The sequence below is a fragment of the Streptomyces sp. NBC_00258 genome (assembly GCF_036182465.1).
In the GTDB taxonomy this organism is placed as follows: Bacteria; Actinomycetota; Actinomycetes; order Streptomycetales; family Streptomycetaceae; genus Streptomyces.
Genome location: NZ_CP108081.1, coordinates 2,776,241 through 2,798,051 on the forward strand (window position 1 = coordinate 2,776,241; position 21,811 = coordinate 2,798,051).

At 71.0% G+C, this 21,811-nt stretch carries 19 protein-coding genes; 8 read left to right on the forward strand and 11 right to left on the reverse strand.

The features are described from left to right. Positions 1 to 93: 93 nt before the first annotated feature. From OG718_RS12600 to OG718_RS12620, 5 genes are read right to left on the reverse strand one after another with little or no spacing between them, the layout of a single operon-like run. On the reverse strand, positions 94 to 978 hold the full coding sequence (locus tag OG718_RS12600) for a glycosyltransferase family 2 protein (protein WP_143634317.1): 885 nt from the start codon (positions 976 to 978) through the stop codon (positions 94 to 96). Then, the gene (locus OG718_RS12605; protein ID WP_186001071.1) at positions 975 to 1,754 is read right to left on the reverse strand and encodes a CDP-alcohol phosphatidyltransferase family protein; all 780 of its coding nucleotides are present in this window, start codon (positions 1,752 to 1,754) and stop codon (positions 975 to 977) included. Before OG718_RS12605 ends, OG718_RS12600 begins: the two co-directional genes overlap by 4 nt. Next, entirely contained in the window at positions 1,732 to 2,793 is a 1,062-nt protein-coding gene (locus OG718_RS12610) for an iron-containing alcohol dehydrogenase family protein (protein WP_143634313.1), read from the reverse strand. Before OG718_RS12610 ends, OG718_RS12605 begins: the two co-directional genes overlap by 23 nt. Further along, positions 2,781 to 3,533 carry a phosphocholine cytidylyltransferase family protein gene (locus OG718_RS12615; protein ID WP_328844166.1) on the reverse strand — a complete coding sequence of 251 codons (753 nt, stop codon included), beginning with the start codon at positions 3,531 to 3,533 and terminating at the stop codon, positions 2,781 to 2,783. Before OG718_RS12615 ends, OG718_RS12610 begins: the two co-directional genes overlap by 13 nt. Further along, positions 3,530 to 5,326, reverse strand: coding sequence for a DUF5941 domain-containing protein (locus OG718_RS12620; protein ID WP_328847747.1), 1,797 nt, complete (start codon positions 5,324 to 5,326; stop codon positions 3,530 to 3,532). Before OG718_RS12620 ends, OG718_RS12615 begins: the two co-directional genes overlap by 4 nt. Before the next feature lie 335 nt (positions 5,327 to 5,661). On the opposite strand from OG718_RS12620, the gene galE reads away from it, so the two are divergent. From galE to idi, 3 genes are all read left to right on the forward strand, one after another. Beyond that, positions 5,662 to 6,642 (forward strand): UDP-glucose 4-epimerase GalE, encoded by a 981-nt coding sequence (galE, locus tag OG718_RS12625; protein WP_143634308.1) that lies wholly within the window; start codon positions 5,662 to 5,664, stop codon positions 6,640 to 6,642. Positions 6,643 to 6,824: 182 nt separating this feature from the next. Beyond that, entirely contained in the window at positions 6,825 to 7,763 is a 939-nt protein-coding gene (locus tag OG718_RS12630) for a cation diffusion facilitator family transporter (RefSeq protein WP_143634307.1), read from the forward strand. A gap of 332 nt (positions 7,764 to 8,095) precedes the next feature. After that, positions 8,096 to 8,689, forward strand: coding sequence for an isopentenyl-diphosphate Delta-isomerase (gene idi, locus OG718_RS12635; protein WP_143634306.1), 594 nt, complete (start codon positions 8,096 to 8,098; stop codon positions 8,687 to 8,689). Positions 8,690 to 8,778: 89 nt separating this feature from the next. Here the strand turns inward: idi and OG718_RS12640 are convergent, their stop codons facing one another. Beyond that, positions 8,779 to 9,288 (reverse strand): ATP-binding protein, encoded by a 510-nt coding sequence (locus OG718_RS12640; RefSeq protein WP_143635060.1) that lies wholly within the window; start codon positions 9,286 to 9,288, stop codon positions 8,779 to 8,781. 296 nt (positions 9,289 to 9,584) lie between these two features. Between OG718_RS12640 and OG718_RS12645 the strand changes: the two genes are divergently transcribed. Further along, complete coding sequence (locus OG718_RS12645; protein WP_143634304.1) at positions 9,585 to 10,358, forward strand: enoyl-CoA hydratase/isomerase family protein; 774 nt, start codon at positions 9,585 to 9,587, stop codon at positions 10,356 to 10,358. On the opposite strand, the gene OG718_RS12650 is transcribed toward OG718_RS12645, so the two are convergent. Together OG718_RS12650 and OG718_RS12655 are read right to left on the reverse strand one after the other, a co-directional pair. Next, entirely contained in the window at positions 10,345 to 10,980 is a 636-nt protein-coding gene (locus OG718_RS12650; protein ID WP_143634303.1) for a DJ-1/PfpI family protein, read from the reverse strand. The genes OG718_RS12645 and OG718_RS12650 overlap by 14 nt on opposite strands. Positions 10,981 to 11,118: 138 nt before the next feature. Beyond that, on the reverse strand, positions 11,119 to 12,087 hold the full coding sequence (locus tag OG718_RS12655) for a GlxA family transcriptional regulator (protein WP_328844167.1): 969 nt from the start codon (positions 12,085 to 12,087) through the stop codon (positions 11,119 to 11,121). 147 nt (positions 12,088 to 12,234) lie between these two features. Between OG718_RS12655 and OG718_RS12660 the strand changes: the two genes are divergently transcribed. The 3 genes from OG718_RS12660 to OG718_RS12670 all read left to right on the forward strand — a co-directional run bounded on the left by OG718_RS12660 (position 12,235) and on the right by OG718_RS12670 (position 15,939). Then, entirely contained in the window at positions 12,235 to 13,101 is an 867-nt protein-coding gene (locus tag OG718_RS12660) for an SCO6745 family protein (protein ID WP_328844168.1), read from the forward strand. Between the two features lie 147 nt (positions 13,102 to 13,248). Beyond that, on the forward strand, positions 13,249 to 13,392 hold the full coding sequence (locus OG718_RS12665; RefSeq protein WP_186001070.1) for an LPFR motif small protein: 144 nt from the start codon (positions 13,249 to 13,251) through the stop codon (positions 13,390 to 13,392). A 159-nt stretch (positions 13,393 to 13,551) separates the two neighbouring features. Then, positions 13,552 to 15,939, forward strand: coding sequence for a Tex family protein (locus OG718_RS12670; protein WP_143634298.1), 2,388 nt, complete (start codon positions 13,552 to 13,554; stop codon positions 15,937 to 15,939). Between the two features lie 91 nt (positions 15,940 to 16,030). Here the strand turns inward: OG718_RS12670 and OG718_RS12675 are convergent, their stop codons facing one another. Together OG718_RS12675 and OG718_RS12680 are read right to left on the reverse strand one after the other, a co-directional pair. Continuing rightward, positions 16,031 to 17,671 (reverse strand): ABC-F family ATP-binding cassette domain-containing protein, encoded by a 1,641-nt coding sequence (locus tag OG718_RS12675; RefSeq protein ID WP_143634297.1) that lies wholly within the window; start codon positions 17,669 to 17,671, stop codon positions 16,031 to 16,033. Positions 17,672 to 17,876: 205 nt separating this feature from the next. Further along, a complete protein-coding gene (locus OG718_RS12680) occupies positions 17,877 to 18,896 on the reverse strand; it encodes an oxidoreductase (RefSeq protein ID WP_328844169.1) in 1,020 nt (339 codons plus the stop codon). 66 nt (positions 18,897 to 18,962) lie between these two features. On the opposite strand from OG718_RS12680, the gene OG718_RS12685 reads away from it, so the two are divergent. Next, complete coding sequence (locus tag OG718_RS12685) at positions 18,963 to 19,922, forward strand: FAD-dependent oxidoreductase (RefSeq protein ID WP_328844170.1); 960 nt, start codon at positions 18,963 to 18,965, stop codon at positions 19,920 to 19,922. A 180-nt stretch (positions 19,923 to 20,102) separates the two neighbouring features. Here the strand turns inward: OG718_RS12685 and OG718_RS12690 are convergent, their stop codons facing one another. Continuing rightward, complete coding sequence (locus OG718_RS12690; RefSeq protein ID WP_143634293.1) at positions 20,103 to 21,809, reverse strand: BCCT family transporter; 1,707 nt, start codon at positions 21,807 to 21,809, stop codon at positions 20,103 to 20,105. Between the last annotated feature and the right edge of the window lie 2 nt (positions 21,810 to 21,811).

The following is a 21,811-nucleotide window of genomic DNA, read 5'->3' on the forward strand; positions in this document are numbered from 1 at the left end:
GAAACTTTCGTCCTCAAGATGCGCAGCCTGGTCGGGCGTAGGCCAGAGCCAGGGACCGGGGTACGGCCCGAATGCTCTCAGATTTCGAGCTTGTCAGATGACGGGCGGCCGGCCCAGTCTGGTCAGGCGCCATACCGTACGCCACTTCATGGGGCGCCGGGGGCCACACGGACTGGTCCAGCCCTCCTTGAAACCACCGAACCAGGCTCTCAGCGCGGGGCGGGAGGGGCGGCGGGCGAGGGTCAGCAGCATCCACACGCCGAGATACACGGGAACCAGCGGCGCGGGCAGATTGCGACGGGCCAGCCAGACACGGTTGCGGGCGACCATCCGGTGGTAGATCGCGTGCCGCGAAGGGGCGGTCGTGGGGTGGTACAGCACCATGTCCGAGCGGTAGTCGATCATCCAGCCCGCGTCGAGGGCACGCCAGGCGAGGTCGGTCTCCTCGTGGGCGTAGAAGAACTCGTCGGGCAGTCCGCCGACCTGGCCGAGCACCTTCGTGCGGACGGCGTTGGCGCCGCCGAGGAAGGTGGTGACGCGCGAGTTGCGCATCGGGTCGGAGGCGCGCAGCCGGGGCACGTGGCGGCGCTGGGTGACCCCGGTCTCGGGGTCGGCGATCCGGAAGCTGATGATGCCGAGCTCCGGGTCGGCCCCGAAGGCCTGCCGGCAGAGCTCCGCGGTGTCGTGGTTGGCGAGGAGGCCGTCGTCGTCCAGGAAGAGAAGGACGTCCACGTCGGTGCCGCCGGGGCCGAACGCCTCGATGCCGACGTTGCGGCCGCCGGGGATGCCGAGGTTCTCGGCCAGCTCGACCGTCCGTACGCCCGCGGGGACGTCCGGGACGGGCGAGCCGTTGCCGACCACGACCACCTCGACCGGGTCGCCGTCCTGCTTGGCGACCGAGTCGAGGAGGGCACGGAGCTCGTCGGGGCGGTTGCCCATGGTGATGATCACCGCGCCGACCTTCATGGACGTGCTCACTTCAGCCTGCTCGAAGCCAGGATGGACACCAGGTGCAGCAGGGTCTGCAGCAGCGCGATGCCGGCCAGGACCGCGACGCCGAGCCGTGAGAAGAACAGGTCGTCCCGGACCGTGTCCAGGACCGCGAGGACCAGGATCAGCAGGGAGGCCTCGATGCCCAGGACCAGCCGGTGGAACTTGAGCGCGCCGGCGGCCCGGCGGGCCAGCGCCATGCCGGAGGAGCGCGGCTCGGACGCCGACTCCTGGACCGGCTCCTTGCCGGTCTGGTGCCGCGCGACACCGACGAGGTCGGTCTCGGACTTGATCAGGATGGCGCCGAGGGCGGCCAGCGTGCCGAGGAAGGCCCACAGCCAGTCGATCCGCCCGGGGCCCCACAGGTCCGCGGCGCGCAGGCCGAAGCCGACCAGGACCGCGGCGTCGCACAGGTAGGCGGCGACGCGGTCGACGTACACCCCGGTCATCGAGTACTGCTTGCGCCAGCGGGCGATCTCGCCGTCGACGCAGTCGAACAGCAGGTACAGCTGGACCATCAGTACGCCGAGCAGGGCGCCCGGGATGCCCGGCACCAGCAGGGCCGGGGCGGCGAGCACGCCGAAGACGGTCATCACGTAGGTCAGCTGGTTGGGCGTGACCCGGGTGTTCACCAGGTGCCGGTCGATGCGCAGCGAGATCTCGCGCATGTAGAGCCGGCCTCCCCAGTGCTCGCCGCTCCGCCGGTCCTTCACACCCGGGGGGTGAACGACCGGGCGGAGCTCAGCTACCGATGGCTTTTGCATAGTCGGCGTATGCGTCCCTGATCTGGTCGGCGGACAGGTCGAGGTGTTCGAGGATCGTGTAGCGGCCCGGCCGGGTCGACGGAGCGAACTCCACGACCTGGACGAACTCCTCCACGGTGAAGCCGATCTCCTCCGGGAGAACGGGGAGGCCGTGGCGGTGGAGGACCTCGGCCATGTACGCGGACTCCTCACGGGCTCCGCGCAGGTGCATCGCGAAGGCCGCGCCCATGCCGCACTGCTCGCCATGGCTGGCAGCCCGCTTGGGGAAGAGCAGGTCGAAGGCGTGGTTGATCTCGTGGCAGGCGCCGGACGCGGGGCGGGAGTCGCCCGCGACCGACATGGAGATGCCGGTGAGGACCAGGCCCTCGGCGAGTACCTGCAGGAAGGCGTCGTCGCCGACGCCGCCCGGGTGCCGCAGTACGGCCTCGCCGGCCTGGCGGGCCATCGCGGCGGCCAGGCCGTCGATCGCCTCGCCCTTCTCGCGGTTGGCCAGCTCCCAGTCCGCGACCGCGGAGATGTTGGACAGGGCGTCGCCGATGCCGGAGCGCACGAAGCGGACGGGGGCCTCACGGATCACGTCGAGGTCGATGATGACCGCGATCGGGTTCGGCACGCCGTAGGAACCGCGGCCCGCGTCGTTGTCGAGGGTCGCGACCGGCGAGCACAGACCGTCGTGCGAGAGGTTCGTGGCGACGGCGACCAGCGGAAGGCCGATGCGTGCCGCGGCGAACTTCGCGCAGTCGATGATCTTGCCGCCGCCGAGGCCGACGACCGCGTCGTAGTGCCCCTTCTTCATGACGTCGGCGAGCTTGATCGCGTCGTCCAGGGTGCCGCCGCCGACCTCGAACCAGTCGGCGCCCGGCATCGCCGGGGCCAGCCGGTCACGCAGCTTGGCGCCCGAGCCGCCGCTGATCGCGACGGCCAGCTTGCCGGAGTGCGAGATGCGCTGGTCGGCAAGGACACTGGCCAGATCGTCGAGCGCCCCCGGCCGAATGTCGACGACGACCGGCGAGGGGATGAGCCTCGTCAGTACTGGCACGCGATCACGCGTCCCTTGGCGAGGTCGTCGTGGTTGTCGATCTCGACCCACTTGACGTCGCCGATGGGGGCCACGTCGATGCGGAAGCCGCGGTTCACGAGCTCCTGGTAGCCGTGCTCGTAGAACTGCTGGGGGTCGGCCTCGAAGACCGTCTTCAGCGCGTCGGCCAGCTCGTCGGCCGCGTCGCCCTCGATGAGGGTGACGCCGATGTACTCACCGGTCGCCTCGGCCGGGTCCATCAGCTTGGTGATCTTGGTCATGCCGCCCTCGGGGCCGACGACGACCTTCATCTCCTCGTCGGCGAGGGACTTCACCGTGTCGAGGGCGAGGATGATCTTCTTGCCCTCGCCGCGGGCGGCGAGCAGGGTCTTCTCGACGGAGACCGGGTGCACGGTGTCGCCGTTGGCGAGGATCACCGAGTGCTTGATGGCGTCACGGCCGCACCACAGGGAGTAGGCGTTGTTCCACTCCTCGGCCTTGTCGTTGTCGATCAGGGTGATCTTGACGCCGTACTTCTGCTCCAGCGCCTCGCGGCGCTCGTAGACGGCTTCCTTGCGGTAACCGACGATGATCGCGACCTCGGTCAGGCCGATCTCGGCGAAGTTGCCGAGCGTGAGGTCGAGCACGGTGATGCTGTCCTCGTTGCCCTCGGGTCCCACCGGCACCAGTGCCTTGGGCAGGGTGTCGGTGTAGGGGCGCAGACGCCGTCCGGCGCCGGCAGCCAGCACGAGGCCGATCATGCGGGTTCTCCTTCATCGTGTACGGCGGGTGCGCCGAGTTTGTGGGCGGTCACCCAGAAGCGGATGCTCTCGACGAGCACCACGAGCGCCACGGCCACGGCGAGAGCCGTGAGCGCGACCTTGAAATCTGTGGCGGCGAGCAGCGCGGCCAGGACGGTGACCAGCAGCGTCCTGCCTTCGTGCCCGCCGATCGCCCGCACCAGCCAGTGCGGCGGCGCGCCGGCGTTGCCGCGGATGCGGTACACCGTGTCGTAGTGATGGTAGGCGACGGCCGCCACCAGCCCGAAAGCCGCGGGAAGGGCTCCGTTCACATCGGCTTTGGCCGCCAGTACCAGAACGGTCCCGTATTCGGCCGCCCGGTAGAACGGCGGAACCAGCCAGTCCAGGGCGCCCTTCAGCGGTCGCCGGAGAGCCACCGGCGACAGCAGGACGTACACGCCGGCGCCCAGGACGGGCCACCAACTGCCGTACGGGGAAAGCCAGGAGGCGCCCACGACGAGTGCACCGGCGACCAGGGCGACGACGGCCGGACCGCTGAGGCGTACGCCACGCGTCAGACGTGTCAGGAACTCGGCGAGCGGGCCCGAGTCGGTGAGGTCGGCCAGGGCCTGCGCGGCCCGGTCCGTGCGCTGTGCCTTGCGGGTCAGCGACCTGAGCACCCGGCCCGCGGTCGTGTACGTCGCCGCGAAGGCGCAGCCGATCAGCAGCACGTAGAAGGTGATGCGGGGTGTCGTGACCGCCGTGAGGACGGCGATCATCGCCCAGCGTTCGCCGATGGGCAGCACGATCATGCGGCGCAGCCAGACCGTCCAGCCCACACTGTCGAGCCTGCCGGAAAGGGCCGCGGTGGGGCTGGTGTTGGCGGTGGCGTCGTGGTTCGCCTCGTTGAAGGAGAAGTCGACGACGTGCCGGCAGGTCTGCAGGACCATCGCGCCGAGGGCGAGCGCCCATACGTCGTCGCCGCCACGGGCCGCACCGAGGGCGAGGCCCGCGTAGTAGGCGTACTCCTTGGCGCGGTCGAAGGTCGCGTCGAGCCAAGCGCCGAGCGTGGAGTACTGCAGGGAGTAGCGGGCGAGCTGGCCGTCCGTGCAGTCGAGGACGAAGGAGAAGAGGAGGAGCAGTCCGGCGGCGACGTAGCCGGCGCGGGTACCGGTCGCCGCACAGCCCGCCGCGATCAGCGCGGTGATCAGCGAGGCCGTGGTGACCTGGTTCGGCGTGAAGCCGCGGCGGGCGCACCAGCGGGCGAGGTAGCGGGAGTACGGGCTGATGCAGTACGTCGTGAAGAAGCCGTCGCGGGACTTCACGGCCGTACGCAGCCTGATCGCCTCGTCGTCCACGACGGAGAGGGCCTGCCGGGCCTCGTTGCGGGCCTGCGGGTCCCTCGGCACCTCGGCGACGAGTTCGCCGAGTTCGGGGCGGTGCAGGTCGGTGTCGAGGACCTCCGCGATCCGCTCGGCGAGGATGCCGACCACCACCGAGCCGTTCGAGGCGTCGTCGGAGGCGGTGCGCAGCGCGCGGGTCAGCGCGGGGCGGGCCACGGGCCGGGCGGTGACGGCACCGGGGATCGCGGCGGCGTCGAAGCGCGGGTCGGTCAGGCCGAGCCGCAGCGCGTGGACGTGCCCCACGAAGCGGGCGTCGACGACGGCGACCCGCTGGTTCGCGGGGACGGCGGCGAGGAGCGTCTCGGTGTCGGCCGCGTCAGTGGCGACCCGCACGTCGAAGCCGAGCGACCGGAGATCGCTCTCGAGCGACGACCCGGGAACCGGCTGACCGGTGAGGATGGCGGTCGACAGACGAACTCACTCCTCTGGGTTCCGGCGTACGCCGACGCCGGGCATGTGCGTGGTGGGGGGCGCCCCAGGCCAGGAACGGCCGGGCAGCGTGTCGGCAGAGGCTATCGGATGATGGGAACGGCCCGTTCACCGCCCGTTCACGGCCCGATCAACAGGGTCTGCTGTGCCGCGTCCGCCGCGATCATCATCGTGGATCCGGGCCCCGGCCCACAAACCGCGGCCGATTCCACCGCAATTCACGGCATAGCTCACGTGCCGGTCCTCGTGGTCGCGTGCCCCTCCCATGCCCGCGCACCGAGTCCGACCGCGCGGGGACCGGCATAGGGTTGGCGTCCATGACATGGCTGATCACAGGCGGAGCTGGATACATCGGGGCACACGTGGTGCGTGCCATGACCGGGGCCGGGGAGCGCGTGATCGCGCTGGACGACCTCTCGGCCGGCGTGCCCGCGCGGCTGCCCGCCGACATTCCTCTGGTCCAGGGCTCGTCGCTGGACGGGGAACTGCTGAAGCGGGTGCTCGCCGAGCACGCGGTGACGGGTGTGGTGCACCTGGCCGCGCGCAAGCAGGTCGGCGAGTCCGTGGCCCAGCCCACGCGCTACTACCAGGAGAACGTCGGAGGACTCGCCACGCTCCTGGAGGCGGTCGCCGGGGCGGGCATCGAGCGCTTCCTCTTCTCCTCCTCCGCCGCCGTCTACGGCAACCCGGATGTGGATCTCATCACGGAGGACACTCCCTGCGTCCCGGTGAACCCCTACGGCGAGACGAAACTCGCCGGTGAGTGGCTGGTGCGGGCGGCGGGCCGCGCGCACGGCATCGCGACGGTGTGCCTGCGCTACTTCAACGTGGCGGGCGCGGCCACGCCCGAGCTGGCGGACACCGGCGTCTTCAACGTCGTCCCGATGGTCTTCGACCGGCTCACCCGTGACGAGGCCCCGCGGATCTTCGGCGACGACTACCCGACGCCGGACGGCACCTGCGTACGCGACTACATCCACGTCGCCGATCTCGCCGAGGCACATCTCGCGGCGGCCCGGCGGCTGACGTCGGCGGGCACCGAGGGCGATCCGGGCGATCTGACGGTCAACATCGGCCGCGGCGAGGGGGTTTCGGTGCGCGAGCTCGTGACGCTCATCGGCGAGGTCAGCGGTGACAGCCGTCCGGCACTCGTCGAGCCGCGCCGGCCGGGCGACGCCCCGCGCGCGGTCGCCTCGGCCGCGCTGGCCGCCGAGCAGCTGGAGTGGACCGCGCGCCGCGGGGTGCGCGAGATGGTCGAGTCGGCCTGGGAGGGCTGGCGGCTGCACCACCCCGGATGACCAGCCGGATGACCCACCGGACGGCCCGCCGGACGATCCGGTCCCTGCTCTGACCTGCGGGTCGTTTCCGCAGGTCAGAGCATATGACAACGGTGTTCAGTACCGCGTTGCGCATACCCCCCACCCGTAGTTCACTGGAGATCGCCGACAGGGCGTCGGGGCGATTTCGGAGGGTGGTTCTGATGGGGGCCGGTCACAGTCACGGGCATGCGCACGGCGCCGCCGGCGGGGGCACGGCGGCAGCGGCGTACCGCGGGAGGCTGCGCGTCGCGCTGTGGATCACGCTCACCGTCATGGTGGTCGAGATCGTCGGCGGGATCGTCGCGAACTCACTCGCGCTCGTCGCTGACGCGGCGCACATGGCGACGGACGCGCTCGGTCTCGCCATGGCGCTGCTCGCGATCCACTTCGCGGGCCGCCCGCCGAGCGGAAACCGCACCTTCGGCTACGCGCGCGCCGAGATCCTCGCCGCACTCGCGAACTGTCTGCTGCTGCTCGGGGTGGGCGGGTACGTCCTGTACGAGGCGATCCAGCGCTTCGTGACCCCGGCGGAGACCGAGGGCGGACTGACCGCGGTGTTCGGCCTGATCGGTCTGGTCGCGAACATGATCTCGCTGTCACTGCTCATGCGCGGGCAGAAAGAGAGCCTGAACGTGCGCGGTGCGTTCCTGGAGGTCGCCGCGGACGCACTGGGCTCGCTGGCCGTGCTGGTCTCAGCGGTCCTCGTCCTGACCACGGGCTGGCAGGCCGCCGACCCGGTCGCCTCGATCGTCATCGGCCTGATGATCGTTCCTCGTACGTGGAAGCTGCTGCGGGAGACGCTGAACGTGCTCCTGGAGGCGGCGCCCGAGGACGTCGACATGGCGGCGGTTCGGTCGCACATCCGTGCGCTGCCGGGTGTCGAGGGCGTCCACGATCTGCATGCCTGGACGATCACCTCGGGGCTGCCGGTGCTCTCCGCGCACGTGGTCGTCGGATCCGAGGCCCTCGACACCATCGGCCACGAGAAGATGCTGCACGAGCTGCGGACGTGCCTCGGCGACCACTTCGACGTGGAGCACTGCACCTTCCAGCTGGAGCCCGACGGGCACGCGGCGCACGAGATGCGTGTCTGCCACTGAGCTGCGGGGACGGGCGGGCGTACGTCCGGTGAAGGAGGCGACACGCGCGTGTGAGGGCGGTCGGGGAGCACGGCGTACCGACTTCGGGTTACGGCATCCGGCCCGGATTCCAGGTGCCGGAGGCAGCGGGGGCGGCACCTGGGCGGACGGTTCCGCCCCGGTGGCGCCGGGCACGATCAGGTATCCGGCCGCTTTCGGCGTCCGACCGGCGCCGGCCGCGATGCCCGGTTCGGCCGAGGGGCGGAACCGGACATGCGGGGCTCCGCGTGGTGCCGGGAGTGCCGGTTTCGTACGGCAGACTTGGGGCTTGAAGACCGATGCGAAGGATGGGTATGCCGATCACACCTGCCACCGCGACGCACAGTTCGTCGAACGGCACCGCCGAAGCCATCTTGCTCGAACTGGTCGACGAGGACGGCACCACGATCGGCACGGCGGAGAAGCTCACGGCCCATCAGCCGCCCGGGCAGCTGCACCGGGCGTTCTCCGTCTTCCTCTTCGACGAGCGGGGGCGGCTGCTGCTCCAGCAGCGGGCTCTCGGCAAGTACCACTCCCCCGGCGTCTGGTCCAACACGTGCTGCGGTCATCCGTACCCCGGCGAGGCGCCCTTCGCGGCGGCCGCGCGGCGGACGTACGAGGAGCTGGGGGTCTCGCCGTCGCTGCTCGCCGAGGCGGGGACCGTGCGGTACAACCACCCCGATCCGGAGTCCGGGCTGGTGGAGCAGGAGTTCAATCACCTGTTCGTGGGGATGGTGCAGTCCGTTGTGCGGCCGGATCCGGAGGAGGTGGGCTCCACGGCGTTCGTGACCGCGGGGGAGCTTGTGGAGCGGCATGCGGAGGATCCGTTCTCCGCGTGGTTCATGACCGTGCTTGATTCGGCTCGGCCGGCGATTCGGGAGTTGACCGGGGCCGCTGCGGGTTGGTGACCGCGGGATTGTGAGCTGCAGGGCCGTTGTGGCTGGTCGCGCAGTTCCCGCGCCCCTGAAGGGGCGCGGCCCACCGTCCCCGTGCCCTCTCAGATCGCTCGCGCGGGTGCGAGTGGGAGCGCCGACCAGATCACCTTGCCGCCTGTTGCCGTGTGTTCCACGTCGCAGACTCCGCCTGCCTCCCTCGTGACCTCGCGGACCAGGAGGAGGCCACGGCCGCCTGTCTGGCCGTGGTCGGCCTCCAGGGCGGTCGGGCGGTAGGGGTGGTTGTCCTCGACGGAGACCCGCACCCACTCGGCGCCGACGGCGATCTCCACGGCGAGCATCGGGGAGAGCAGTGCCGCGTGCCGGACCGCGTTGGTGACCAGCTCCGAGACGATCAGCAGGAGCCCCTGGACCAGTTCGTCCGAGACGGGTACGCCCTGGCGGGCCAGCAGGTCACGGACGGCGTGCCGCGCCTGCGGTACCGAGGCGTCGACGGCGGGAGCGGTGAACCGCCACACCCCCTCGTACGGCAGCGGGCCCGGCGGTCTGACATCGGGGGGCATCTCCCCGCCGCCTTCAGGGCGTGGGCCGGACCCCCGCCCCTGGTCGTCCATCGTCCGGTCGCCGCCCTTGCGCTCGATTGTCACCACACGTCGAGTGTTGGTAACGCGCTGGTCCGTACCGGATAACTGAACAGAAGTCAGCGAGTATCGGCGATTTCTGATCGCCTACGCATGACACCGTCAGCTGTGGGACCGATCCTGTCTGTCTTGTGCCGAATCCGGAACTCTTCGGGTTGTACGGGTTTGCTCCGTGACGGGATCACGACGCACCGCCCGCCTCATCCGGTCCCTACCAGTCCCGGGCCTGCTTGATCGTGCGTTCGACGAGGGCGGATAGCATCCGGCCCATGGAGCCGCAGCTGCTGCACAGCGTCACCGACGGGGTCGCCACCGTCGTCATCCACCATCCGGCGAAGCGCAACGCCATGACGGCGGACATGTGGCGGGCGCTGCCGCCGCTGCTCGACACACTGGCCGCCGACCCCGCCGTACGCGTCCTCGTGCTCACCGGCGAGGGCGGGACGTTCTGCGCCGGCGCCGACATCTCCTCGCTGCGGGGTTCGTCGGGAGAGGCGCAGGGGCTGGCCGTACGGGCCGAAGAGGCGCTCGCAGCGTTCGCCAAGCCGACGCTCGCTGCCGTACGCGGCTTCTGCGTGGGCGGTGGGTGTCAGCTCGCGGCGGCGTGCGATCTGCGGTTCGCGGACGAGGAGGCGTCCTTCGGGATCACTCCGGCGAAGCTGGGGATCGTCTACGCGTCCTCCTCCACCCGGCGGTTGGTGTCCCTCGTGGGGCCCGCCACCGCCAAGTACCTGTTGTTCTCGGGTGAGTTGATCGACGCGGAGCGTGCGCTGCGTTCCGGCCTGGTGGACGAGGTGCTGCCGGGCGGCGAACTCGACAAGCGGGTCGCGGAGTTCAGCCGGATCCTCGTCTCACGTTCGCAGTTGACGCAGGCCGCGGCGAAGGAGTTCGCCGACGGGCGGACGGACCGGGACGCCTACTGGGCGCGGCAGGCGCGCGACGGCGGCGACACCGCGGAAGGGGTCGCCGCCTTCCTGGAGCGCCGGCGGCCCGACTTCACCTGGACCACGCCCGCGTCCGGGCCGCCGGCTACGCCACGTTGAAGCGGCTGCCCGAACGGAACCGCTCGACGAGGTGGGCCGGGGCCTTCTGCGGTGAGCCCGCGTCGTAGGGCGGCTGCGGGTCGTACTCCGTCAACAGCTGTACCGCCTGGGCGTGTTCGTCGCCCGCGATCCTGCCGAGCAGCGTGAGCCCCATGTCGATGCCGGACGAGACGCCGGCCGCCGTGACGTACTTGCCGTCGGTCACGACCCGCTCACCGGTCGGCTCGGCGCCGAAGTGCTTCAGGTGATCGAGGGCCAGCCAGTGGGAGGTCGCGCGGCGGCCCTTCAGGAGCCCGGCCGCCGCGAGCAGCAGTGAACCGGTGCACACGGATGTCGTCCAGGTGCTCGTGGCATCCACCGCGCGCAGCCAGTCGAGGAGTACCTCGTTCTCCATCTGCGAGGTCTGGCCGGGGCCGCCTGGAACCACGACGATGTCGGGGGTCGGGACCTCGGCGAGGGTCTTGTCGGCGGTGATGGCCAGGTTGCCGGTGTCCGTGCGGACGGGGCCCGTTTGTTCGGCGACGAAGACCGTTTCCGAGTCCGGGAGGCGGCCGAGGGTTTCGTAGGGGCCTACCGCGTCAAGGGCGGTGAAGCGGTCGAAGAGGACGATGGCGATTTGCATGGCATGCCTTTCGTTTCCTGGGGTGCGGAGGTCTGCGCGTTCCGTGCGGGTCGTGTGTGGCTGGTCGCGCCCCGCGGCGGAGCCGCAAATGTCAGCGCCCCGCGCCCCTGGCGGGGGCGGTCGTGGGCCGGCGCCTGATCACGAGATCCGTGTCGTGTGGAAGCGGCGGCGGTACTCCGCCGGAGCCGAGCCCAGGGTCCTGATGAACGCCCGGCGCATTGCCTCCGGCGTGCCGTAGCCGCTCGACCGGGCGATCTGCTCCACTCCGTCCGTGGTGTCCTCCAGCAGGCGGCGGGCGTGTTCGAGGCGGACGGTGTCGACGTAGCGGCCGGGGGTCATGCCCGTCTCGGCCTGGAAGGCGCGGGCGAAGTGGCGGGGCGAGAGGCGGGCGCGAGCCGCGAGCGACTCGACGCACAGGTCGTCGCCGGGGTGCTCGGTGATCCAGTGCTGGACCTCGCGGAGCGGTTCGCGGCGGGCTGTCTGCGCGGAGAGCTGGGCACTGAACTGGGCCTGGCTCCCCGGGCGCCGGAGGAAGACGACGAGGTACCGGGCGACGCTGAGCGCGGCGTCCCGGCCGAGGTCCTCCTCGACCAGCGCGAGGGCGAGGTCGATCCCGGCGGTGACACCGGCCGAGGTGGCCACGTTGCCGTCGCGTACGTAGATGGGGTCCGGGTCGACCTCGATGGCCGGGTGGTCGCCGGCGAGCCGGTCGCAGTACGCCCAGTGGGTCGTCACGCGGCGGCCGTCCAGGAGGCCTGCCTCCGCCAGCAGGATCGCGCCGGTGCAGACGGAGACCAGGCGGTCGGCGCGCGGGCCGTGCTCGCGCAGCCAGTCGATCACGCGCGGATCGGGACCGCGCGTGCCTCTGCCTCCCGGAACGAGCAGGGTGTGCGGCGCCGGCGCCTCGGCCAGGGCGTGGTCCGGGACGAGGGTCAGGCCACTTGAGGTGCGTACGGGAGCACCGTCCAGGGAGGCGGTGTGGATGCGGTACGTCTCTCCGGGCTTGCCGACGTAGGTGTCTGCCCCGGCGAAGACCTCCACGGGGCCCGTGACGTCGAGGCTCTGGACGCCGTCGAAGAGGACCACGAGAACGGTTCGGTGCGCCATGTACCCGATTCTTCGCGAGCTGGGAGATGGCCGCAATGACGAGTACCCCACCTTTCCTGCCATCGAGCCATGCCGAGGACCTGGACGACCGACCCGATCACCGCCCCGCCATTCCGTACGTACCAACCAGTCGGTAACGTGCCCGGCATGACCACAGCCCTGCCGGAGCGCGCCGGACGCCGATGTCACAACGTCCTCAACCCCCTGCACTCGACCCACTACTTCTCGCCGGATCTCGCGGAGCAGCTGGCGGGGGTCGGTGTCACGGACCGCAACGCCGCGTACTTCGCGGTGCGTGCCGCGGCCATGGGACCGGTGGGCGCGGGCACGGTGACGGCGACGTTCTACAACTTCCGCCATGACCTGGTCGCGCGGCACGTGCCCGAGGTGTGGCGGGCCGCCTCTCCCGAGGTGGTGCTCGCGGCACGCGCGCGTGCCGCGGACGCGACACTGCGGCGGCTGCTCGGGGACGAGATGATCGCGTCCGAGGAGGTCGCCGAGGCGGCGGCGCTCGCGCTGCGCGCGGCAGAGGCGTGCACCCGTACCGCCCGCCCGCTGTACGCCGCGCACGCGGATCTGCCGGTCCCCGGCGAGCCGCACCTCGCGCTGTGGCACGCGGCCACGCTGTTGCGCGAGCACCGTGGCGACGGGCATCTCGCGGTGCTGCTCGACGCGGAACTCGACCCCCTGGAGGCGCTGGTGAGCCACACCGCGACCGGCAAGGGAATGGCCCCGAGGTGGGTCCTCGCCACGCGCGGCTGGGCCCGCGAGGACTGGGACGCGGCGGTGAGCCGGCTCAAGGAGCGCGGACTGCTGAACGCCGAGGGCGAACTGACGGAGGCGGGGGTCGCCCTGCGCAAGGAGATCGAGGCACGGACGGACCGCCTCGACGCGGCCCCGTACGAGCATCTGGGCGCCCCGGGCGTCGAACGCCTCACCGAGCTGGCCACGGGGCTGCTCATGGCGGCGATGGCCGCGGGGGCCTTCCCGGAGGGCATGATCGGCAAGAACTGAGCATGGCGGGGGCACGGCGAAGGGGCCCGTCGTCGGCCACACGCGCGTGGCTTGCGGGGCGCGCTCGCCCGGCCAGGATTCGGAACCCCGTGACGAGGTACTCGGTCCTTCCCGGCCGTACCGGCCGGAAGAGGAAAGGGGAAACACGTGTTCCGTGCCATCGCAGACGTGTTGCGGCAGATCGGCGGGGCCATCGCCACGGTTGTGACACTGCCGTTCCGGGCTCTGGCCCGGCTGTTCGGCGGCGCCTCACAGTCGACGCGGCGCGGCGGGCGGGCCCGCAGGGCCTGACCGCGGACCGCCACCGGAGCCGGACACGCCACGGGCGTGTCCGGCTCCCCGCGTGTTCCGTTGCCGCGCCGGGGCCCTCTTCGCCGCCCTGATCCCCCGTTGTCGGTGCCACCTGCCACAATTGCCGCGCAACCTCAGTCAAGAAGGCGGTACGGGATCGTGACGACACCCCTCGTAGGGTCCATCGAAGGCAGGATCGCCGAGGAACTCGGCGTACGGGAGCGGCAGGTCAAGGCCGCCGTCGACTTGCTCGACGGCGGATCGACGGTGCCCTTCATCGCCCGCTACCGCAAGGAAGCGACCGAGATGCTCGACGACGCGCAGCTGCGCACGCTCGAGGAACGGCTGCGCTATCTGCGGGAGCTGGAGGAGCGGCGCACGGCGATCCTCGACTCGGTGCGCGAGCAGGGCAAGCTCACCGACGAGCTGGCGGCGCAGATCCGTGGCGCCGAGACCAAGGCGCGGCTGGAGGACATCTACCTGCCGTTCAAGCCGAAGCGGCGCACGAAGGCCCAGATCGCCCGTGAGGCGGGCCTGGAGCCGCTGGCCGAGGGGCTGCTCGGCGACCCGTCCGTCGACCCGCTCGCCGCGGCCACGGCCTTCGTGGACGCCGACAAGGGCGTCGCCGACCCGCAGGCCGCCCTGGACGGCGCCCGCGCGATCCTCACCGAGCGGTTCTCGGAGGACGCCGACCTGATCGGCGAGCTGCGCGAGCGCATGTGGGTGCGGGGCCGGCTGGCCGCCAAGGTGAAGGACGGCAAGGAGGAGGCGGGCGCCAAGTTCGCCGACTACTTCGACTTCGCCGAGCCCTTCACCGACCTGCCCTCGCACCGCATCCTCGCCATGCTGCGCGGCGAGAAGGAAGAGGTCCTGGAACTCGTCCTGGAGCCCGAGGAGCCCTCCGAACAGCCCGGCCCGTCCTCGTACGAGGGGATCGTCGCCCACCGTTTCGGGATCGCCGAGCGCGGGCGTCCCGCCGACAAGTGGCTGACGGACACGGTCCGTTGGGCCTGGCGCACCCGGCTGCTCGTCCACCTCGGCATCGACATGCGGATGCGGCTGCGGACGGCCGCCGAGGACGAGGCGGTCAACGTCTTCGCGGCGAACCTCCGCGACCTGCTGCTCGCCGCCCCGGCGGGCACGCGCTCCACGCTGGGCCTCGACCCGGGTTTCCGTACGGGCGTGAAGGTGGCCGTGGTCGACGCGACCGGCAAGGTCGTCGCCACGGACGTCATCTACCCGCACGTCCCGGCGAACAAGTGGGACGAGGCCATCGCCAAGCTCGCCCGGCTCGCCAAGGAGCACGCGGTCGAGCTGATCTCCATCGGCAACGGCACGGCGTCCCGCGAGACGGACAAGCTCGCCGGTGAACTCATCGCCAAGCACCCGGAGTTGAAGCTCACGAAGGTGATGGTGTCGGAGGCCGGCGCGTCCGTGTACTCGGCGTCGGCGTTCGCCTCGGCGGAGCTGCCCGGCATGGACGTGTCGCTGCGCGGCGCCGTCTCCATCGCCCGCCGTCTGCAGGACCCGCTCGCCGAGCTGGTCAAGATCGACCCGAAGTCGATCGGCGTCGGCCAGTACCAGCACGACCTGTCCGAGGTGAAGCTCTCGCGCTCCCTCGACGCGGTCGTGGAGGACTGTGTGAACGGCGTGGGCGTGGACGTGAACACGGCCTCGGCCCCGCTGCTCTCCCGGGTCTCCGGCATCACCTCAGGACTCGCCGAGAACATCGTGGCGCACCGCGACTCGAACGGCCCCTTCACCTCGCGCACGGCGCTGAAGAACGTGGCACGGCTCGGCCCCAAGGCGTACGAGCAGTGCGCGGGCTTCCTGCGGATCCGTGGCGGTGACGACCCGTTGGACGCGTCGAGCGTGCACCCCGAGGCGTATCCCGTGGTGCGGCGGATGGTGAAGACGGCGGGCAGCGAGGTCGCCTCGCTGGTCGGCAACACGAGTGTGCTGCGGTCTCTGAGGCCGGACGACTTCGTGGACGAGACCTTCGGTCTGCCGACCGTGACCGACATCCTGAAGGAGCTTGAGAAGCCGGGGCGCGACCCGCGGCCCGCCTTCAAGACGGCCACCTTCAAGGACGGTGTGGAGAAGATCTCCGACCTGGCCCCCGGGATGGTGCTCGAAGGGGTCGTGACGAACGTTGCCGCCTTCGGTGCCTTCGTGGACGTCGGCGTCCATCAGGACGGTCTGGTGCACGTGTCCGCGATGTCCAAGACGTTCGTGAAGGACCCGCGGGACGTGGTGAAGTCCGGTGACATCGTCAAGGTGAAGGTTCTTGAGGTCGACATCCCGCGCAAGCGGATCTCGCTGACGCTGCGCCTCGACGACGAGGCGGCGGCCCCCGGTGAGGGGCGCCAGGACCGGCCTCAGCGGGGTGGGCGGCCGCCTCAGCAGCGGGACCGGCAGCCCCGCCAGGGTGGCGCCCGTGCCGGTGGTGGCGGGGGTTCCCGCCAGGCGCCTCCGCCCGCCAACAGCGCGATGGCTGACGCGCTTCGGCGCGCGGGGCTTGCCGACCCGAAAAAGGGCAAGCGCTGATCGCTGGGGGCGCGTGGTGGAACTGCGGGTGGATCGTGGCTGGTCGCGCAGTTCCCCGCGCCCCTTTCGGGGCGCGCCTGCGCGGCGCCCGCTAGCGCTCCGTCACCTTGCCCGCCGCCACCTCCAGGCGGCGGGTCGTGTGGACCGCGTCCAGCATTCTGCGGTCGTGGGTGACCAGGAGCAGCGTGCCCTCGTACGAGTCGAGGGCCGACTCCAGTTGCTCGATGGCCGGCAGGTCGAGGTGGTTCGTCGGCTCGTCGAGGACGAGGAGGTTGACGCCTCGGCCCTGGAGGAGGGCAAGGGCTGAGCGGGTGCGTTCGCCCGGGGAGAGCGTGGCGGCCGGGCGCAGGACGTGTTCCGCCTTGAGGCCGAACTTGGCCAGCAGGGTGCGGAGTTCGGCGGGCTCGGTGTCGGGGACGGCCGCGGAGAAGGCGTCGATCAGTGCCTCCGGGCCGTGGAACAGCTTGCGGGCCTGGTCGACCTCGCCGACGATCACGCCGGAGCCGAGAGTGACGTGGCCGGAGTCCAGGGGCACCCGGCCGAGCAGGGCCCCGAGCAGGGTCGACTTGCCCGCGCCGTTCGCGCCGGTGACGGCGACCCGGTCCGCCCAGTCGATCTGGAGCGTGGCCGGGCCGAAGTCGAAGTCGCCCCGTCGGACCTCGGCGTCCCGCAGGGTGGCGACCACGGCGCCGGACCGCGGGGCGGCCGCGATCTCCATCCGCAGTTCCCACTCCTTGCGCGGCTCGTCCACCACGTCGAGCCGTTCGATCATGCGCTGGGTCTGCCGGGCCTTCGCGGCCTGCTTCTCGCTGGCCTCGCTGCGGAACTTGCGGCCGATCTTGTCGTTGTCGTTGTTCGCCTTGCGCCGGGCGTTCTTGACGCCCTTGTCCATCCAGGAGCGCTGCATCTGGGCCCGCCCTTCGAGCGCGGTCCGCTTGTCGGCGTACTCCTCGAATTCGTCGCGGGCGTGCCTGCGGGCGACGTCCCGCTCCTCCAGATAGGCCTCGTAGCCGCCGCCGTACAGCTTGATCTGCTGCTGGACGAGGTCGAGTTCGAGGACCTTGGTGACCGTGCGGGTGAGGAACTCACGGTCGTGGCTGACGACGACCGTGCCCGCGCGCAGGCCGGAGACGAAGCGTTCGAGGCGCTCCAGGCCGTCCAGGTCGAGGTCGTTGGTCGGCTCGTCGAGCAGGAACACGTCGTAGCGGGAGAGGAGGAGGGAGGCGAGTCCTGCGCGGGCCGCCTGGCCGCCGGAGAGGGCGGTCATGGGGTGGTCAAGGCCGACGGCAAGGCCGAGCGAGTCGGCGACCTCCTCGGCCCGCTCGTCGAGGTCGGCACCGCCGAGGTCGAGCCAACGCTCCAGGCTGGTCGAGTACGCGTCGTCCGAGCCCGGTGCCCCGTCGACGAGCGCCTGCGTGGCCTCGTCCATCAACCGCTGGGCCTCGGTGACGCCCGTGCGGCGCGCCAGGAAGTCCCGGACGGTCTCACCGGGCCGGCGCTCCGGCTCCTGCGGCAGATGGCCGACGGTCGCGGCCGGCGGGGAGAGCCGCAGCTCGCCCTCCTCGGGTGTGAGCAGCCCGGCGAGCATCCGCAGGAGGGTGGACTTGCCCGCGCCGTTGGCACCGACGAGACCGATCACGTCGCCGGGCGCGACGACGAGGTCGAGCCCGGAGAAGAGCGAGCGGTCGCCGTGGCCGGCGGCGAGGTTCTTGGCGACGAGGGTGGCAGTCATCAGAGGGCGATCCTAATCGCCCGGACACACGCGACCGCCCTCGGTTTTTCGCGCACGCCGGCGCCCCGGCGCCGGTACGCCGTTGCCCCGGTCCCGGAGCGCCGACATCGCGGACTCCCGGAGCGCCGGTGCCGCGGACTCCCGGAGCGCGGATGTCGGGGTCCCGGCCGCGCCGATGTCGGGGGCTCCCTGCGCGCCCGGGGGTTCAGCGCACCATCGCCTCCACCAGCACGCCCCCCGATGTCCGCGCCACGATGAACGACTCCCCCTTCGTGGCCTTCGCGTCCAGCGCGAGCCGGTGGCGGCCCGCTTCCAGGACGCCGTCGAAGACCTCGTACATGTGCGTGCGGTAGAGGCGGTCCAGTCGGTACGCGGTCAGCTGGACCCGGCAGGTGGAGGTGACCTCGACGCCCGCCTCGCCGTCGGCGGCGACCAGCCGGGTCAGTCGGCGCTGTTCCTCGGGGCTGCGGTCCAGGGCGTTCTCTATCTGGGCGACCAGGAGCGGGACGATCGGGGCCAGGCCCTCGACGTACGCGACGTCGGCGCCCGCGTGCTCGAAGGACTGCCGTACGGCGGCACGTTCCTGCTCGGTGACCGCGCGGCCGAAGGCGACGGCACCGTACGTGCGCAGTTCGTCGGCGGAGATGTCGGTGGCGTCCTGGGCGGTCTCAGCACCGATGCCGATGATGCGCAGGGCGGCGGCGAGTTTGGCCAGGACGGCTGCCCTGGCGCCGATGAGCAGGACCCTGCGGCGCTCGCCCGCGGTGCCGGTGAGCAGCGAGCCCAGGGCGGCGCGGTACTGCTCGCCGTGGAAGAGGAACGGGCCGATGCCGTGATAGCCGTTCCGCTCCAGATCCGCGTGCTCGTCGGTCTGCCAGGCGAAGTCGCGCCATACGTAGTCGTCGCCGTGCCGTTCGATCGCGGCGGTCACGGCGCCGCACCCGAGGTCCTCGCACTCGGGGCAGCCGTAGATGACGTACCGGCCGCCCTCCAGCGGGGCGTCGGCTTCCAGGAGGAGACTGCGTACCTGTGCGGTGAAGATCGCGGGCGGTACGTCGGAGGCTAGGGGGGACACGGCGTCGAGGTCGGAGAGCTGGTACAGCAGCGGGCGTCCGTCGACGATGAAGTCGACGAAATCCCGGTGCGCTTGGTAGTCACCGTTGGCAAGGACTCCACCGGCACGCATCGCCGGTGCCAGGCCGAAGGTCGCGTACTCGGCAGACATGTTGTGAGTATCCCCAGAGTGAGCGCTGTCTGAGCACGGCATGACACATTCCGCTACCGTCCCCGCGTGACGAGGGATCGAAGCAGTGACGTGATCGTGGTCGGCAGCGGGGTCATAGGACTGACGACGGCCGTCGTTCTGGCCGAGAGCGGCAGGCGGGTGCGGGTCTGGACGCGGGAGCCCGCCGAGGGAACCACCTCGGCGGTTGCGGGCGCGCTGTGGTGGCCGTACAGCGTCGAGCCCCTTGAACTCGCCCGCGCGTGGGCCCTGGAGTCACTGTCCGTGTACGAGGAGTTGGCGGCGCGGTCCGACGAGACGGGCGTACGCATGGTCGAGGGCGTACTGGGTGGGGCGCGGCTGGACGAGCACGGGCCGTGGGCCGGCGCTCGGCTGCCGGGGCTTCGGGCGTCCACGCCCGAGGAGTACGCGGGTACGGGGCTGTGGGCCCGGCTGCCGTTGATCGACATGCCGGTGCAGTTGCGGTGGCTGCGCGAGCGGTTCCTGCGGGCGGGCGGGACGGTCGAGGTGCGTGCCGTGGCGGATCTCGCCGAGGCGGAGGCGGCGGCGCCGGTGGTCGTCAACTGTGCGGGGTTGGGCGCCCGGGAGCTCGTACCGGATCCTGCGGTTCGGCCGGTGCGGGGGCAGCTCGTGATCGTGGAGAACCCGGGATTGCGTAGCTGGCTCGTTTCGACCGACTCCGTCGCCGGGACGACCACCTATCTCTTTCCGCAGCCTGACCGGTTGGTCCTGGGCGGGACGAGCGACGAGGACGAGTGGTCGCTGACGCCTGATCCGGAGGTGGCCGCGCGGATCGTGGAGCGGTGTGCGCGGTTTCGGCCCGCGGTGGCGCGGGCTCGGGTGTTGGGCCATCGGGTCGGGTTGCGGCCTTCCCGGCCGACGGTGCGGCTGGAGCGGGAAGTTCGGGACGGGGGTGGGGTGTTGGTGCACAACTATGGGCATGGTGGGGCGGGGGTGACTGTGGCTTGGGGGTGTGCGCGGGTTGCTGCCGGGCTCGCCTTTGGCTGAGCCCGCGGTGGAGCGCGCCCTGCGGGGCGCCCTTCGAAGGGCGCCCCGCAGGGAGGGTCGTTCTTTGGCCGCGGGCCGGACGTGGCTGGTCGCGCAGTTCCCCGCGCCCCTAAATGCCAAAGACTCGCCCCGCCACCTTCGCCGGACCCTCAGCCGTGGCCCAGAACCCAGCCCGGCCGCTCAGCCGTGGTCGTGGCCCAGTGGGTCGCCCTCCGTTTCTGTGCCGGCGCCCGGGCCGACCCTGATCTCGAATTCGCCGTCGTACTTCTTGTGGCCCTCGATCACGGCGAGCGAGACGGCCTCGGAGCCCATTTCGCGGCGGACGATGACGGGGTCCCTGCGCAGGTCGCGCATGAGGGAGATGCACATGCCGATCATCACGAGGACGAAGGGTGCGGCGGCCAGGATCGTGAGGTTCTGCAGGCCTTGGAGCGCGTTGCCCTCGGTGCCGACGAGCAGCATGATGGCAGCGACGGCTCCGGTGACCACGCCCCAGAACACGACGACGAAGCGGCCGGGTTCGAGGGCGCCCTTCTGGGAGAGCGTGCCCATCACGATGGACGCGGCGTCGGCGCCGGAGACGAAGAAGATGCCGACGAGGATCATCACGAGCAGGCTGGTCGCCGTCGCGATGGGGAACTCCTGCAGGACGCCGAAGAGTTGGCCCTCGGGGGTCGACTCGCCACCGAGCGCGCCGCCCTCCTTCAGCTTCATCGCCGTACCGCCGAAGATCGCGAACCAGACGAGACTGACGGTGCTGGGCACGAGGATGACGCCGCCGACGAACTGACGGATGGTGCGGCCGCGGCTGATGCGCGCGATGAACATGCCGACGAAGGGCGTCCAGGAGATCCACCAGGCCCAGTAGAAGACGGTCCAGCTGCCGAGCCAGTCCGCGACGCCCTCGCCGGTGCTGGCCTCGGTGCGGCCGGCCAGCTGCGGCAGGTCACCGAGGTAGGAGAAGACCGAGGTGGGCAGCAGGTCCAGGACGATGACCGTCGGGCCCGCGATGAACACGAAGACCGCGAGCACCAGGGCGAGCACCATGTTGATGTTGGACAGCCACTGGATGCCCTTCTCGATGCCCGAGATGGCCGAGGCGACGAACGCCACCGTCAGGACGGCGATGATCACGACGAGCAGACCGTCGCTCACCTTGTCCATCCAGTCCAGCTCGGTGAATCCGGAGCCGATCTGCAGGGCGCCGAGGCCCAGTGAGGCCGCGGAGCCGAAGACGGTGGCGATGATCGCGAGGACGTCGATGGCCCGGCCGACGCCGCCGTTCGCGTGCTTCTCCCCGATGAGCGGGGTGAAGACCGCGCTGATCGTCTGGCGGCGGCGCTTGCGGAAGGTGCTGTAGGCGATGGCGAGGCCGACCACCGCGTAGATCGCCCAGGGGTGCAGCGTCCAGTGGAAGAGGGTGGTGGCCATCGCCGTCTGCATGCGTTCCGCGGAGTCCGCGGGATCGGTTCCCGGTGGCGGGGTCGTGTAGTGGGAGAGCGGCTCGCTCACGCCGTAGAACATCAGGCCGATGCCCATACCGGCGCTGAACATCATGGCGACCCAGGACACGGTCTTGAACTCGGGCTCCTCGCCCTCCGCGCCGAGGTGGATCCTGCCGTACCGGCTGATCGCGAGCCACAGTGCGAAGACCACAAAGCCCGAGGCGGCCAGCATGAAGCCCCAGCCGCCGTTGTGGATCAGGCCGCTGAGCATCTTGTCGGAGGCGCTCTTCAGGGAGTCGGTGCCGACCGATCCCCAGATCACGAAGGCCAGGGTGATGGCGGCGGTGACGCCGAACACCACCCAGTCGGTGTGCTGACCGGGGCCGCCGGGAATGTCCGACGGACCTTCCCGGCCTCCCCTCTTCTTCAGGTCTTCAGTCATCT

What these genes read in the sequence shown, in the direction of transcription:
- OG718_RS12630 (WP_143634307.1), top strand. Translation starts at nt 6,825, where the DNA reads ATGGGGGCCGGTCACAGTCACGGGCATGCGCACGGCGCCGCCGGCGGG.
- OG718_RS12680 (WP_328844169.1), bottom strand. Translation starts at nt 18,896, where the DNA reads ATGTCTGCCGAGTACGCGACCTTCGGCCTGGCACCGGCGATGCGTGCC.
- idi (WP_143634306.1), top strand. Translation starts at nt 8,096, where the DNA reads ATGCCGATCACACCTGCCACCGCGACGCACAGTTCGTCGAACGGCACC.
- OG718_RS12640 (WP_143635060.1), bottom strand. Translation starts at nt 9,288, where the DNA reads ATGGACGACCAGGGGCGGGGGTCCGGCCCACGCCCTGAAGGCGGCGGG.
- OG718_RS12660 (WP_328844168.1), top strand. Translation starts at nt 12,235, where the DNA reads ATGACCACAGCCCTGCCGGAGCGCGCCGGACGCCGATGTCACAACGTC.
- OG718_RS12650 (WP_143634303.1), bottom strand. Translation starts at nt 10,980, where the DNA reads ATGCAAATCGCCATCGTCCTCTTCGACCGCTTCACCGCCCTTGACGCG.
- galE (WP_143634308.1), top strand. Translation starts at nt 5,662, where the DNA reads ATGACATGGCTGATCACAGGCGGAGCTGGATACATCGGGGCACACGTG.
- OG718_RS12655 (WP_328844167.1), bottom strand. Translation starts at nt 12,087, where the DNA reads ATGGCGCACCGAACCGTTCTCGTGGTCCTCTTCGACGGCGTCCAGAGC.
- OG718_RS12675 (WP_143634297.1), bottom strand. Translation starts at nt 17,671, where the DNA reads ATGACTGCCACCCTCGTCGCCAAGAACCTCGCCGCCGGCCACGGCGAC.
- OG718_RS12645 (WP_143634304.1), top strand. Translation starts at nt 9,585, where the DNA reads ATGGAGCCGCAGCTGCTGCACAGCGTCACCGACGGGGTCGCCACCGTC.
- OG718_RS12615 (WP_328844166.1), bottom strand. Translation starts at nt 3,533, where the DNA reads ATGATCGGCCTCGTGCTGGCTGCCGGCGCCGGACGGCGTCTGCGCCCC.
- OG718_RS12690 (WP_143634293.1), bottom strand. Translation starts at nt 21,809, where the DNA reads ATGACTGAAGACCTGAAGAAGAGGGGAGGCCGGGAAGGTCCGTCGGAC.
- OG718_RS12605 (WP_186001071.1), bottom strand. Translation starts at nt 1,754, where the DNA reads ATGCAAAAGCCATCGGTAGCTGAGCTCCGCCCGGTCGTTCACCCCCCG.